Here is a 13,919-nt window from a genome sequence, read left to right on the forward strand (position 1 = left end):
AAATTGAATGTTTAAACATTCAATTTACATCTGGGTGACTATTTTAATTGTTTAAACATCTAATTTTGTTTAACAAATAGAGAATATCATGTCACTCATAGAAAAATTACAATGGCGCTCTGCCGTTAAAAAATTCGATACTACAAAAAAAATAACTGCCACTCAATTAGATAGTTTATTAAGCGCTGTACAATTAGCGCCATCATCATATGGTTTGCAATCATACAAAGTAATTGTTGTTCAGGATGCAGAAACCAAAGCCAAATTACGTGCTGCAGGTTATAACCAACCTCAAATTACTGATTCGTCTGCCTTGTTTGTTTTTGCATCATTAACTACGCTGGATGAAGATTTTGGCAAAAAATTTATCGACCTGATTGCTTCAACCCGCAACGTTGCCCGCGAAACGCTGCAGGGTTACGAACAGGTTATTCTAGGAACCCTGAGCAGCCGCACCGATGAGCAAAAAATAGCCTGGTCGCACAGACAAGCTTACATCGCTTTAGGTGTTTTGTTAAGCGCCGCTGCCGAACTGGGTGTTGATGCTGCACCAATGGAGGGTTTTGATGCCGGAAAATTTGATGAAATACTGGGCCTGAAAGAAAAAGGCTTAACCGCATCGGTTATAGCTGCCGTTGGTTTCCGTGCCGATGATGATCGTTACAGCCAAATGATCAAAGTACGCCGTCCAAAAGAAGAACTGTTTATTCACATATAAATTTGAATCAAGATATTAGAGTCAAGAATTAAGAAAAGCCAGTTCTAAAATCCCGGCGCTTGATTCTTGACTCTTCCTTCTCCCCTCTCTTAATGCCAAGTGAATCAATGGCATGGCCTTTGCATAACTATCATGATGATTAAAAAGATCATGGCAAAAAAAATATTGATAGTTGATCATAATGGCTTAATGACGGAGGTCATGTCATACATATTAACCAGTAATGGTTATGAAGTAATTACCCTCGACAATGCAGCCCAGATATTCAGCAGCATCCGCCAAAATGAGCCTGATCTGATTATCCTTGATGCCGTGTTACCCGGCATTGATGGCATAGATGTGTGCCGTTTGCTTAAGTGGAATAAAGAAACCCAAGCCCTCCCCGTAATTATTTGTACCGACATTGAAGACACCGAAAGTTTTTTAAAACAGGAAGGCGCTCCCAATGATGTACTGCATAAGCCTTTTGGTATGAACAACCTGATAGAAACAGTTGGGCACCAACTGGCCGCCTGAACAAATGCTACCAGTTTTGTTTAAAATGCCCGATTTATAAACAACAATTGTATATTTACCCCCGAGGAGAAAAAGATGGGCCTGCCACTACGAATAACATATAACGATACCGACCACGTTTACCAGGTAAACACTACACCAATTAATAAAGCTACCACCGAGCTTGAAATATTATTAAACGGCGATACAATAACCCTTCAAAAAGATATCCGCGGCGCATGGATCCAACAAGGAGAAGGCCCACTGATTGATCCGGAATTGGCTCAGGCATTAGGCCGGTCTGTATCCCTTCGGTTCAGGATGTAGTTATTTTTCGGTTACTCCTTTGTGGAATAAAATCTACATAAATCCCTTTCTATATCCCAGTATAAGTCTTCATTGTTTTTATAAAGCAAACATGATATTTTTGCTTCATGAGTATTCTTGTAACCGGAAGCGCCGGGCATCTCGGCGAAGCCATTTTGCGAAGCCTCAGAGCACAAGGCAGGCAGGCACAGGGTGTAGATATTAAAGCATCAGCGTTTACAGATCATATAGGCTCCATAACCAACCGCGAATTTGTTTGCAATTGCCTTAAGGATGTACATGCCGTGATCCATACAGCAACGCTGCACAAACCCCACATCGTAACCCACTCCAACCAGGATTTTATCGACACCAATGTTTCGGGGACACTGGTACTGCTCGAAGAGGCCGTAGCTGCCGGCATAACCACCTTTGTTTATACCAGCACCACCAGTACGTTTGGAGCGGCGATGAACCCCGCGCCTGGTGAGCCTGCGGCCTGGATTACCGAGGAAATAACGCCTATCCCTAAAAACATTTATGGTGTAACTAAAATAGCAGCCGAGAGTCTTTGTGAAATGTTTGCCCGCAAGCATGGTTTAGGAGTAGTGGTTTTGCGAACATCCCGGTTTTTCCCCGAAGCCGATGATGATGCCGCCGTAAGAGGAAAATACAGCGCGCCCAATGTACAGGCCAACGAACTGTTATACCGACGGGTAGAAATGGAAGACGTTGTTGATGCACATCTCCTGGCTGTTGAAAAAGCTCAATCTATCGGGTTTGGCCGCTACATTATTTCGGGTACAACGCCCTTTACCAGGGATGATCTGGCTCAGCTCCATAATCATGCTCCGAAAGTGGTAAAACGGCTTTTCCCGGATTATGAGCAGCTTTTTGCGCAGCAAAACTGGACCATGTTTCCGCATATAGACCGTGTGTATGTGAACACCAAAGCCCGCATTGAGCTGGGCTGGCAACCCAAATATGATTTTGACTTTGTATTGAAATGCCTTGGCGAAGGCATCGATTTCAGGAGTCCCTTATCCCGCGAAATAGGCAGTAAGGGATATCATGATACTGTTTTTGAACAGGGCCCCTATCCGGTTGAATAGCGACAAAAGTGGGTTTACATGGTTTACACTTTTTATGGTTAACATTAATTTAATTTACTTATAATCAATGAATTAAATTCATTTCACTGTCAAATAGTGCGTTTTTATGTAAACCCACTTTTCATCTCTTGAAGGGTTCCTGAAATGACGGAGAGCTATTTCCGGTTTAAATTCCCTCCCGAGGGAGGGGTGCGATGGATTGCGCGGTGGCAGGGAGGGGTTTATTCGCAATGTAGGTAGCACAGACCCCCTCCCTACCCTCCCAAGGGAGGGAATCGCACGTATCCCCATGCTTTTTATTGGCCCCATGCCGGTTTAAGCATCCTTCGCTTGAACTTATGTGAGAGTTAGCGTCTACGCTTCAATAGGCCTTTTTCTTTTCGCTGTTTTGTCCTTCCCCTACCAGGAGCTTGTTTTTGTCTGGATAAATTCCCTTTGATAATTCAGCGGGCTTTTACCGGTTATCTGCTTAAAGTATTTATGAAAATTGGTAAAGTTGTTGAACCCGCTTTCATAGCAAAGTTGCTTTAAAGGCAGCCTGTTTTCGATAAGTAATTTACAGGCGTGCCCCACTCTTATCTCCAATAAAAACTTGGAGTAGGTTTTACGCGTGCGCGATTTAAAATACCGGCAAAAGGAATTTGGACTGATGCCGGCCAAATCGGCAAGCTCATCCATATGGATCTTGTTTTTGAAATTAGCCAGGGAGTATTCGTAAATCACATTGATACAATCATTGCCCGATTTATCCATGTTCGGACTAAACCCAATAGACGACAGGATATCGGCATGCTCATACCCGGCAATAATATTCAGCGCCTCCATCAGTAAAATGATCCGTTTTGATCCTTCGGCAGTAAGCAGGTTTTCCATAATCCCGGCAATGGCATTTTTTGCCCTGCCGGTAATTTGTATACCCCGGCGGGCCTTTTCCAATACCGTTTTGATCATTTTATTTTCTGGCAATTGTAAAAACCCATTCCCCCAAAAATTCTCACAAAAATGAGCTACCCTGATATCAACCGGGGCGGTTTCTTCCTTTGCAAAATAAACATCATCAAAGCGCCAGTAATGCGGCAGATATGCGCCTATCATCACAATATCCCCGGCATTGAATGGCCTGATATTATCACCTACAAACTGTGTCCCGCTTCCTTTTTTAAAATGGATCAGTTCAATTTCGGGGTGGTAATGCCACCTGTTGTTAATACATGGAATGAGGTCTTGTCGTACACTGAAAGACTGAGCAGGACCTGCAGATACTTTGAGTAATTGTGGCTTCATTCAATTTTATTTTAATTGGTTATCAAAACAAAAACTATTGCTCCCGGATAGAGATATCGGCAAAATCAACATCCTCATCTCTGATATATTCCGTGCTTTTTAAGCTCCGGTATACTCCCCATTTTGGCCGGCAAAATGATGTTCCCTTTCGCCACAGATCGATATCCTTATTGGTATAGTTCAATAATACTTTGCCATCGGCCACCCTTTTAATAGTGACTGTATAACTGCCATGGGTATCGTAATGCAGCGTTTCTGTCGCTTCAACCCAGGTTCCTTTAAAATCGCCCAGATTTACTTTGGTTAAAACGCCCTGCGAACTTGCCTTTTCCGACCCGGTATGGATAACCTCGAACTGATCGGGCTGACCATACCGGGGCGTAAAGGTGATGACAGGTGCGCCGGCATCGCCATCGCCGGCTTTGATCTGGTGAATGTGGGTAAATGTGGGCTGGGCTTTAAAACCACTGTCTATTTTAAATTTCCATTTGTATTCAACCGTTTCGCCCAGCTCTCCTTTCAAATTAGCAGCAGAGGGGCCATAAGTCTTGATCTCTACCCGCTCGCGGTCGAAGTTTTTACAGCGGTCATTATCTTCCTTAACATGGCTGTGAAAAACAAACACATACTCATTGAGCTGTTTATCAAAAGCCTCGGTAACATGTTTAACCGGATGGGCACAATCGGGCACTTCGCAGGCATCGCCACCCAATATGCGCGATATCTGCTTATAAGCATCGCTGCTGCCATCAGCTTTCAGCACAATCTGGGCTTTTAGTCTGCTGCTCATGATCAGCAGGCCGATAATTAAAAATACAGGGGTATTAAATTTCATTGTTAATCAAGCGCTCCGGTTTTCATTTTACCATTTTGATTGGCTGTTTGGGATGCTACCGCTCCCTTCACTTCCACCTTAATTACAGTGGCTATATTATCTGTAGCATTGGCTGGTACATTTATAGTTACTCCATCGTTGGATGCATCGGTTTTTAAGGTGGTTCCACCTGCCAGCATTTTGGCGTTAACTATTTCATTTTTTAAGCCGGGAACAACCAGTTTGCCATCTGCGGGCCAGTTAAATACTGATAAGTACAGTATGGTATTTTTGCCATTGGGTTTAAGTGTACAACGACCCCAGCTTAGCGCAGGCAGCGGACTTGCTTTGGTGGCGTATATGGCTTCGCCATTTACTTTCATCCACTCACCCATCTTTTTTAAAGAGGCTATGCTTTCCTGCGGAAATTCTCCTTCTGCATTTGGACCAACGTTTAACAGGTAGTTGCCTCCTTTTGATGCGATATCAACGAGGTTATGGATCAGTGTTTCGGGCGATTTCCATTTATGGTCATAGCTTTTATAGCCCCAGGTGCCGTTCATGGTCATACAGGTTTCCCAGTCTTTACCATCCAGCTCACTCAGGTTAGGGATTTTTTGCTCGGGAGTTTTATAATCTCCGGCAAAGTTGGGGCGCTTTAAGCGATCATTGGTGATGATATTGGGCTGCAGCTTTAACACATCGTTCAGTTTTTGAGCAAACTCATCGGTCATGTTGGTTGGCGTATCCCACCAGATTACGGCTACATCGCCATAATTGGTCAATAATTCTTTTACCTGCGGAACGGCTACCCTATCGATATACTCGGCCATGGTTGATGTGGTTTGGGCCGGATCCCAATGACCGGTGTGGTCTTTAGTATAAGCATCTATTTTGGCCGAATCGGGATTTGGCCAGCCCTCGGCGCTTACCTTGCGGGCAGCAGCTCCACCCGGATTATTCCAATCCTGCGCCTGCGAATAATAAAACCCGAGTTTGATACCATATTTTTTGCAGGCAGCAGCCAAAGGTTTTAAAACATCTTTACCATAAGGTGTGGCATCGGCAATGTTCCATTTACTGGCGTTTGATTTAAACATGGCAAAGCCATCGTGATGCTTGGCTGTAATCACAATATATTTCATACCCGCCTCTTTAGCCTGTTTTACCCAGGCATCGGCATCATATTTTACGGGATTGAATTTTTTGGCAAATTGCTGGTATTCGGCAACGGGTATCTTAGCCCGGTTCATGATCCATTCGCCGCCATGACCAACCTCGTAACCCTTGTATATACCGCCCAGTTCGGCATAATCGCCCCAGTGAATGAACATGCCGAAACGGGCCTCGCGCCACCATTTCATGCGCTCATCGCGCGAAAGCTCTTTTTGAGCAAAAACACTAGGTATAAAAAATACAGACAACAAACAGGCTATAAAAAGTTTCTTCATCAGGTTTTTATTTCGGCAGATATAGTACCTGCCCTGGTTTATAATATTACTATTGAATAAATGAGCGCAACCGGTTAAATAGCCAGTATGGCCTACGGTTATATTAATTGGTTATGAGCATACATTTGTATAGCTTTTATCTACTATACAATGCGCGTGGTGTTTGGTACCACATTTGGCTGCAATAATCTACGCAAACGTTTTCGTTCGGGTTATATTTTACTGTCAGGGCTTCTCCCCCTTTCCATATACAAACCAAAGTTATTGATGGCCACATAATCATTGGCTTTCAGTATGGTTAAGCGAACTTTCCAGGCAATGGTCGCCGGGAATTTTACCACCTGGTTTTTCCCGATGGTTGTTCCCTGTGTCAACAACTTCCAATCACTGTTTAACTGGGCTTCTACTTTATAGGCTGTTATATGTTGGCCTTCCTCGTTGAGTTGCAGGGTGTTTATTTTTACAGGACCTTCCATATCCACCTCCAGTGTCGCTTTGGTTACACCATCATTGGTGCGCCAGTAAGTAGCGGGATTGCCGTCGATCGCTTTTTCGCCGCCAAATTCGCGGGTACTGCCTTTTACATCGCTGGTATTTACCGGGCGGTCAATGGCTTCGTTAAAGCCCAGTTTATCTGTTTGCGTTTTTAGCGGCAATAAGCTAACCTGCTTATTCGGGAACATATCTATCGTGTTGCCTGCATACCCTATATTTTTAAGTCCCTTAATGCCTAAACGTTCTGTCAGCTGGGCGAGGTAAAGACTTGCTATCTCCACCGGCGAACCGTGCGAATCGAAATTGCCATCGGGTAAAACAGGTTCGCTGTCAAACAAGCGCGCGGTTTGTTCACGTTTGCCGATACAACCAATGGCCCAATTTGCCGCGCCCGGCGGATTTTGAATAATGTATGTTTTGGCGATGCAATTCCAGGCTACGGCCCAGCCCATCGTCCAGCCGTGGCCAGAACCGGCAATACCCCGGTTCATAAAATCGATGCCGCCATCGGGCACGGTACAGTTATCCACCAAAAGACCGGTTGCCCAGCGCTGATGCGGTTGCACCCGGCTCCGCGTACCCCTAAAGGTGCAGTTGAGTAAAACATTCGGACCGGAAATTAAGGATGAAGTCCACACAAAATACATATTGCCACCGGTGATCTCGCAGCGGTCGATCAGGTTCTGTCCGCCTTCCAAACTAAAATCTGTTGGTTTGGATGCGCCGAGATTAGCGTAGGTATGTTTCACGATCACCTTTTCCATGGTAATACGGTTACCGGCAAGCACGGTGGTGTTCATCGTTTCTTCGCAGTACACATCTTTTACCCAGCAATCGTCGCCGCCAACACGGATGCCTGCATAAGGGGCATGGCCGTAATCAATTTCGAGCGGCGGGCATTGGATATGTATATTTTCAACACCCACTTGCGTAACCCGAGATACCGGTTTTGCTTTGACGATGGTTGTACCCGGAGCATTTAAAAATTGAGCATCGTAGGAGTCGGCCAGCGGAATATCAATCGTTATTTTATTACCCGAAATAGCCACTATCGTTCTTTTCGTAATCCCGCGTGCCCCTACTTTGAGCCAGGTTTCTTTTTTACCATCGCGCCACATATTATCCATTCCCATAAAATGTACCCAGTTTTCGGTTACCGGCCGGTTAATGGCTATTATATCGCCTGCTTTAAATCCAGATGCATCACTAACCGTAAAGGATGTACTACCCGATGGCACATAGGCATTGGCAATAACTGTTTTGGCAGCATTAACGGCGCTGCTATCGGCCTTTTCTGTCCGGCCTAAAGGGATATCGGTATTTCCGCGACCGATAACAATCGCTGTATGGTGATCTCCAACCATTTTGATGGTGGTTCCGTTCGCGCCACTGCCATTACCGTGTAATACCACCCCACTTGTTGATAAGAGAATTGGACCAGAACAGGTAAATGTACCCGGAGCAAGCTCCACCGCGCCGCGGAATCCATTTTGCAGAGGCATCGTCGACACCTCGTCTATAGCGTTTTGTATAGCCTGGGTATCATCATTCCCCGATGGTTTTACTACCCGTTTTACAGGGACTGTTGGCAATGCCACACCGCCGCCCATATAACCGGCGGATGAGAAATCCATGATCCTGTCGCCACTGGGAGTAGTTTTGTAAACCAGCTTGCCATCCTTGCCCCGGTATACCCACTGGCTTTTGTTTTTTTGTGCAAATGCGCTGACAGCTACGAGCCAGCATAATATAAATACACTACTGTTTTTCATGTTGATCAAATCTGTTTAATTTTTAGCCTGATAACCAACCTCGGATGGATGAAGCGCATGTGCTTTTACGGGCGCATTACTTAATTCGTCGGCACCAATATCAAAAGGCTGGACGCGCGGCTGACCATCCATATCGGTATTTACAGCAGGATAAGCCGCGGTTCCATGGTCAATAGCGGGACTACCTGCTTGTAAATGATACGTTCCTGAAGCAGTTTTTACAAGTTTAGGATCAACAGTAGTATAACCTTCTGCCGGCATGCTCCCGGCATCCTTTACCTGGAATACGATATTACCCAACCATTGCGGATTAGCATATGGGCCAGCGATGCTAGCCGCCGGTCCGCCACCCTGGATGATATTATCGGCCACTGTAATATAAGTGGCACCCAGTCCGTTTTTGCGCCCGGTTTGGATAATGTTTTCTTTATTATTAACCAATGTATTAAAAGCGATCAGCACCCTGTCTGGCCGATCGTGCGCGGTAAGCTGGGCGCCATCGGCAACCTCACCATCGCCATTGCCTATCACGATGGCCGAGCTGCAGTTTTCGAAATAATTACTGTAGATGAGGTGATCGTCGCCAAATATCCTCAGTCCAGGTGTATTGAAAAAGTAGTTGCCATATACCAGGCTTTTGTTGCCATGACGCAGGGTAAACTGCGCCGGGCAATCCCGAACAGTATTATACCGGAGAGTTACGGCCGATGCTTTAACCGAGATCAGCTCATTTTCGCCTTCGCAGCGTTCAAACAAGTTGTATTCAACCACACTGTTGCTTGATGATAAGCTAAAACCGCTCAACCCAAACTGAAGCGCTTCGGCTCCATTTTTACCGCCCTGGCTGGCGAAATTATTAAAGTAATTATGGTGGATATACAGCCGTTCGGCTATTTGCTTGCCCTCGCCGCGAATGGCGATGAACCGGCCCATGGCATTTTTGTTTTGAAACGTGTTATAATCTACCTCCTGGTCGCTGCCGGCAACGGTTAAATCTTCTCCATCGCCCTGGTTTTCAAATATGTTTTGGGTAAAGCGGCAATGAGTCGTACCTATCCCGGTTTTGGTTTTGGATGCCGCATGGGTGAATTTAAAGCCACGGATAATAATATACGCTGCCGGGCTCTGTAAATTAAACCCTCCCTTACCGGTAATTTCGGCAGCGCCAATATGTTGCGCGGCAATGGTGATCAGTTTTTCGCGGGTACCTTTTCCACGAACAATGATGTCTTCGGTGGTGGTATAAACCCCATCGGCCAGTAAGATCAAGTCGCCGGCTTTAGCCTTATCAATGGCCTTTTGCAGATCGGCAATTGATGAAACAGTAACCGTTTCTGCTAACAATTTTTTTGAAGGCATTAATAGTAAAGCTATCAGCATAACAGCCAATCTGGCCATATTGCTTTTTAGATAGTTGGGATGCTTTTTGTGCATTGGGATATGTTTTTGTGAGTATACAACTAACATCGGTTTATTTTTTAACGGTTAATCTGCACAAATAAGCTAATTGATAAACTCCATTGGCTTTAACACCATTGTTACAAACCCTGTAGTTTCACCGCCTGTGCAGTCGCGCCTGAAGATAATATCAGGGCCTTGTCGGCTTTAACAACATCTCCTCCATCTATGATAATATTAGCGCATTCTTTACCCTCGGCTTGTAGTAAATTAGTAACAGGTGTTAATACCCTTAGGGCACTGACCAAAACATCACGGGTGTTGATGAAACGGAGTAACGATTCAGAACCCTTTTGTCCTTGTGCGCTCAGGCCATTCACAGAACAGTCTTCCACATTATCGAGTATAACAGCCGGGCGCATGTCTGGACTGTCCATGGTCAGCCGTACGTTATGGAGGGTTAATCCGCGTACATTACGGGCGTATATACCATACGCGGGTGGTACCCCTATCTGGTAATATTCTGCTGCTACTTTTGGCACATCGCGCACAGCACCCTGCTCGGCTGTACCTCCGCCCGGAAATGCGATGTGGACATCGTTAAAACTGATATTTTCCAGAAAAATATCGTCCATAGCATTCAGCGTAACGCATGAAAATATTTCGCCGGGATTGTATTTACTGGTAAACTCCGAGCCTCGAAGCTGCACCGGTTTTACCACTGTGGCATGAATATGGTTAAAGGAAATATTACGCACAACTGCCGGGGTATTCGCGACGATATTAACGGATGATTTACCGTTGCCCGAACCAATGGAAATAGGTCCAGTTACATCTTTCATCACCAGGTTTGAAAACGAGATATTCTCAAACCGCGAACCGGGTGAGCAGCGCATTTTTATAGGACAGCCATACGTTTCATAAATAATACAATTGGAAACCATGATGTTCTCGGCCTCCCCTCCTCCAAACCGGAACACGGACCAGCGCGTACTGAACGAACAATCTGAAACAGTTATAAACTTACAGCTCCCAAACAGCGCACAGGCATCGTCCTGGCATTGTACATCGCAATTGGAAACATGCATATAAGTACTGCCTATAAAGTGAAAGCCATCATTGTTATGGATTACTTTACTGCGGATATATAAGCCCTCAAACTTTCCTAAGGTGCACATACAAACCCTGATGGAATGATAGGCGCTGTTGATAAGCGAAATATCGCGTACCGTTACGTTTTTACATTGATAAAAAAGCAAATGATACGGCCGATGATTCCCCGAGATACCGGCTGGTGGCAATACACCTTTGGTATCGCTGCGAAATTGCGCGCCCTGGCCGTCAATGGTTCCGTTACCCTCAATGGTGATATTCTCGGCATTAACTGCAAATATCAGTCCTACGTTGCCGTCGTTCATAGTCCAGCCAACATCCAGGGGGATAGCTTCGCAGGCATGATATTGTTTACCATCGGCACTGCCAAGCAATTTTCCTTGTGCTGCGATATGCAGGGTAACGTTGCTTTTCAGCTCCACCGTGCCAATCACAAATACACCGGCAGGTACCAGTACTGTTCCGCCCTGTTCCTTATTACAAGCATCAATAGCTGATTGCAGGGCTGCGGTATCCAGTGTTTTACCATCCCCTTTGGCGCCAAAATCACGAATGTTATACACCCTCGCGCCAATATCATTATTGGTTGCTTTTACCTTAACCGGGCGTTCTGCTCCAAATGACCCTGCGCTGACCGCTGTTAGCCCTGTTGCCAGCGATATCTTGCCCATAGTACCCAGCCAATTACGACGGGTTACGGAGTTGTCGTGTTTATCTGTCATTTGCTTTTAATTTCGGTGTGTTTAAAGAACCGGCCACAGCGGGGAGCCCCGCCGAGACCGGCGAACCAATTAAACCACTGTACTATTTTGTTTGATAAAAAAGAACCCTGTCAATTACCTGTATAGCCCCGTTGATGGGCAGAATATTACTGGTACGCACACTCACATAAGCTACTGAATTTGAAAAATCATTTAACCGCATGGTAAAGTTCTGATCGTTATTAACCCGCAAGGTCATGATCGATGTTGGGTTTAGCGGATCGTAATTTTGAGGTTGCAGCGTGGTGGCCACCACATTTGTTGGTGTTAAATTATTAAATGAATATGCTCCCTGTACAATTAAATACAACAGGTAGTTTTTCACCTGTTCTTTAGGATAATCGCTCCATTTGGTACCCGGCTTGCCGTTTACCAGGTATTTGCCCCAGTAACAATCTGCCGTTATGGTTGGCGCTTTATTTACTACCGTTGTTCTGAAAACAGCATCATTATGCAATAGCACAAACGTACAATTGGTTTTAATATATAAATTGGTGTCGATCCCTGAATATTCGATTGCCTGGCGCATGAGCTTAAAAATGGTATCCTTCCCGGCAAAGTTGTAGCTGCGGTCCTTAATATACTGCCAGGTGGTTTTGTTGATATGCGGATCAAGCACATAGGGGTGATAGTCGGCATTTTCCTGTAATTTTAATCCCGCCAGGTTACAGCCGGCCATGCTTATTAAAAGGCCCATCCCTGCAAGCCATACAAGTGCTTGTTTCATCTTCTTCATTTGATATAAATTAATAAGGTGGATTTTGAGTGAGTTTAGTGTTGGCATTCAATACATTCTGATTGATTGGCCAGAATATCTTCCGGATATCGCCAAAACCCGTTGGAGGGAAGCCCTTTTGTACTTGTCTTGCTTTAATTAAAGGATCCATTATTGAAACGATGATACCGTTGCGTTGCAGATCGAACCAGCGTTTAGCCTCGCAAAAGAATTCCAGTTGCCTCTCACGCAGAATGCCATTCCCGTTTACCGGATTGCCATAAAGCATGTCATCGGCACTGGTAAAATCACTTGCCTTATAAGCAGGCAAACCGGCACGGGTATGTACCATGTTTAAGTAAACAAGCGCGTTGGTCAGGTCACCTGTCCGGTTTAAAGCCTCAGCACGTAAAAGATAAATATCAGCCAAACGATATAAAGGGAACAACAGGTTGGCCTGCGGCGAATTCGGGTAGATCTGGTTGCCGTTTTTATCCAGGTTTGGAGCATAATATTTCCATATTTTATCGTGATTGTTCACTTTAAAATCAATGCTCTGGGCGCCACGGATATCGGCGGTTGTGGTTGTAAAATAGGTCCACAATGCAGGGTCAACGGCAAAATCGCTGTTGGTATCCCCTGCTCCAATTTCCTGTGATGTTTTATTGCCGCCATCAACTGTAAAATCCCAGTTCAAGCTCCAGATATCTTCTTTCGAGTTGGTAGGCGATGTAAAGATGTTTTTCCAGGTAGCCGTTGGCTCCAGGCTGTAGCGTTTTAAGGCTAATAGATTATCGCACCATAACAACGCGTTGGTATAATCGTGGTTGTACATATACACATCCATCAGCATGGCTGCAATTCCCCCGGAATTCAGGTTCCAAACAACCGACGCGGTTTTGTCAGACAGATCATAAGCCTTGAGCAGATCGGGCAGGATCTCATTTTTCATAATATCAGCTGCTGGCGTTACCCCTTTATAGGGGTCGGTACTCAGGTCTTCATAGGGTTCGGTCCATAGCGGTACATTGCCCCAAAGCCTTATCAGCCAGAAATAACAATAAGCCCGGATGCCCAGCGCCTGCGCCTGGTAATCTTTTGACAATGCCGGATCAATTACCGGTATAGTTGGAATGTATTTTATAGCAAAGTTGGCCCTGCTTATGGTGGTATAAAGCAGCGTCCAATCAGCACCGTTTGTATTGGGTGTTAATACATTAATAGCCAAAGGCAGGCCATCATTATAAGTTGGGTGGAATGTGAGGTTATCACTACGACCATCGCCCCAATAAATAAACTGGCTGTTAAACATATCCTGAACACCATCATATATACCTGCAACGCCTGCTTTGGCATCATCTGCATTTTTCCAGAACTTATCACTTCCCAACTGACTTTTAGGGGGTTGATCAAGCAGCTTTTTACAGCCCGATACCGTGATCATCAATGTTAAAAAAGTAACGCTTAATATTTTTTTCATATCTC

12 protein-coding genes are annotated in these 13,919 nt (G+C 45.0%); 4 read left to right on the forward strand and 8 right to left on the reverse strand.

Translation table 11 applies throughout. The annotated features are described in order from the left end of the window. The first annotated feature begins 88 nt into the window (after positions 1-88). From G7092_RS28855 to G7092_RS28870, 4 genes are all read left to right on the forward strand, one after another. Positions 89-718, forward strand: a complete 630-nt coding sequence (locus G7092_RS28855) for an NAD(P)H-dependent oxidoreductase (protein ID WP_202985451.1) — start codon at positions 89-91, stop codon at positions 716-718. 150 nt (positions 719-868) lie between these two features. Beyond that, the gene (locus tag G7092_RS28860; RefSeq protein WP_166095489.1) at positions 869-1,234 is read left to right on the forward strand and encodes a response regulator; all 366 of its coding nucleotides are present in this window, start codon (positions 869-871) and stop codon (positions 1,232-1,234) included. 75 nt (positions 1,235-1,309) lie between these two features. After that, positions 1,310-1,540, forward strand: coding sequence for a hypothetical protein (locus tag G7092_RS28865; RefSeq protein ID WP_166095492.1), 231 nt, complete (start codon positions 1,310-1,312; stop codon positions 1,538-1,540). 107 nt (positions 1,541-1,647) lie between these two features. Continuing rightward, a complete protein-coding gene (locus G7092_RS28870) occupies positions 1,648-2,631 on the forward strand; it encodes an NAD-dependent epimerase/dehydratase family protein (protein WP_166095495.1) in 984 nt (327 codons plus the stop codon). A 399-nt stretch (positions 2,632-3,030) separates the two neighbouring features. On the opposite strand, the gene G7092_RS28875 is transcribed toward G7092_RS28870, so the two are convergent. The 8 genes from G7092_RS28875 to G7092_RS28910 all read right to left on the reverse strand — a co-directional run bounded on the left by G7092_RS28875 (position 3,031) and on the right by G7092_RS28910 (position 13,914). Further along, positions 3,031-3,915 (reverse strand): AraC family transcriptional regulator, encoded by an 885-nt coding sequence (locus tag G7092_RS28875; protein WP_166095497.1) that lies wholly within the window; start codon positions 3,913-3,915, stop codon positions 3,031-3,033. 34 nt (positions 3,916-3,949) lie between these two features. Then, entirely contained in the window at positions 3,950-4,750 is an 801-nt protein-coding gene (locus G7092_RS28880; RefSeq protein WP_166095499.1) for a hypothetical protein, read from the reverse strand. Between the two features lie 2 nt (positions 4,751-4,752). Further along, on the reverse strand, positions 4,753-6,180 hold the full coding sequence (locus G7092_RS28885; protein ID WP_166095502.1) for an alpha-L-fucosidase: 1,428 nt from the start codon (positions 6,178-6,180) through the stop codon (positions 4,753-4,755). A gap of 212 nt (positions 6,181-6,392) precedes the next feature. After that, complete coding sequence (locus tag G7092_RS28890; protein ID WP_166095505.1) at positions 6,393-8,447, reverse strand: discoidin domain-containing protein; 2,055 nt, start codon at positions 8,445-8,447, stop codon at positions 6,393-6,395. A gap of 15 nt (positions 8,448-8,462) precedes the next feature. Continuing rightward, positions 8,463-9,914 carry a polysaccharide lyase 6 family protein gene (locus G7092_RS28895; protein WP_235953966.1) on the reverse strand — a complete coding sequence of 484 codons (1,452 nt, stop codon included), beginning with the start codon at positions 9,912-9,914 and terminating at the stop codon, positions 8,463-8,465. Positions 9,915-9,985: 71 nt separating this feature from the next. Then, positions 9,986-11,680, reverse strand: coding sequence for a glycoside hydrolase family 28 protein (locus tag G7092_RS28900; protein WP_202985452.1), 1,695 nt, complete (start codon positions 11,678-11,680; stop codon positions 9,986-9,988). 82 nt (positions 11,681-11,762) lie between these two features. Continuing rightward, positions 11,763-12,446, reverse strand: a complete 684-nt coding sequence (locus G7092_RS28905) for a fasciclin domain-containing protein (protein ID WP_166095508.1) — start codon at positions 12,444-12,446, stop codon at positions 11,763-11,765. 19 nt (positions 12,447-12,465) lie between these two features. Then, complete coding sequence (locus G7092_RS28910; protein WP_166095510.1) at positions 12,466-13,914, reverse strand: RagB/SusD family nutrient uptake outer membrane protein; 1,449 nt, start codon at positions 13,912-13,914, stop codon at positions 12,466-12,468. Between the last annotated feature and the right edge of the window lie 5 nt (positions 13,915-13,919).

Origin of the sequence: Mucilaginibacter inviolabilis (assembly GCF_011089895.1) — a bacterium.
Taxonomy (GTDB): domain Bacteria; phylum Bacteroidota; class Bacteroidia; order Sphingobacteriales; family Sphingobacteriaceae; genus Mucilaginibacter; species Mucilaginibacter inviolabilis.

Bases quoted from the DNA above. Each gene is read 5' to 3' on its own strand.
- G7092_RS28855 (WP_202985451.1), top strand. From the start codon at position 89: ATGTCACTCATAGAAAAATTACAATGGCGCTCTGCCGTTAAAAAATTC.
- G7092_RS28860 (WP_166095489.1), top strand. From the start codon at position 869: ATGGCAAAAAAAATATTGATAGTTGATCATAATGGCTTAATGACGGAG.
- G7092_RS28865 (WP_166095492.1), top strand. From the start codon at position 1,310: ATGGGCCTGCCACTACGAATAACATATAACGATACCGACCACGTTTAC.
- G7092_RS28870 (WP_166095495.1), top strand. From the start codon at position 1,648: ATGAGTATTCTTGTAACCGGAAGCGCCGGGCATCTCGGCGAAGCCATT.
- G7092_RS28875 (WP_166095497.1), bottom strand. From the start codon at position 3,915: ATGAAGCCACAATTACTCAAAGTATCTGCAGGTCCTGCTCAGTCTTTC.
- G7092_RS28880 (WP_166095499.1), bottom strand. From the start codon at position 4,750: ATGAAATTTAATACCCCTGTATTTTTAATTATCGGCCTGCTGATCATG.
- G7092_RS28885 (WP_166095502.1), bottom strand. From the start codon at position 6,180: ATGAAGAAACTTTTTATAGCCTGTTTGTTGTCTGTATTTTTTATACCT.
- G7092_RS28890 (WP_166095505.1), bottom strand. From the start codon at position 8,447: ATGAAAAACAGTAGTGTATTTATATTATGCTGGCTCGTAGCTGTCAGC.
- G7092_RS28895 (WP_235953966.1), bottom strand. From the start codon at position 9,914: ATGTTAGTTGTATACTCACAAAAACATATCCCAATGCACAAAAAGCAT.
- G7092_RS28900 (WP_202985452.1), bottom strand. From the start codon at position 11,680: ATGACAGATAAACACGACAACTCCGTAACCCGTCGTAATTGGCTGGGT.
- G7092_RS28905 (WP_166095508.1), bottom strand. From the start codon at position 12,446: ATGAAACAAGCACTTGTATGGCTTGCAGGGATGGGCCTTTTAATAAGC.
- G7092_RS28910 (WP_166095510.1), bottom strand. From the start codon at position 13,914: ATGAAAAAAATATTAAGCGTTACTTTTTTAACATTGATGATCACGGTA.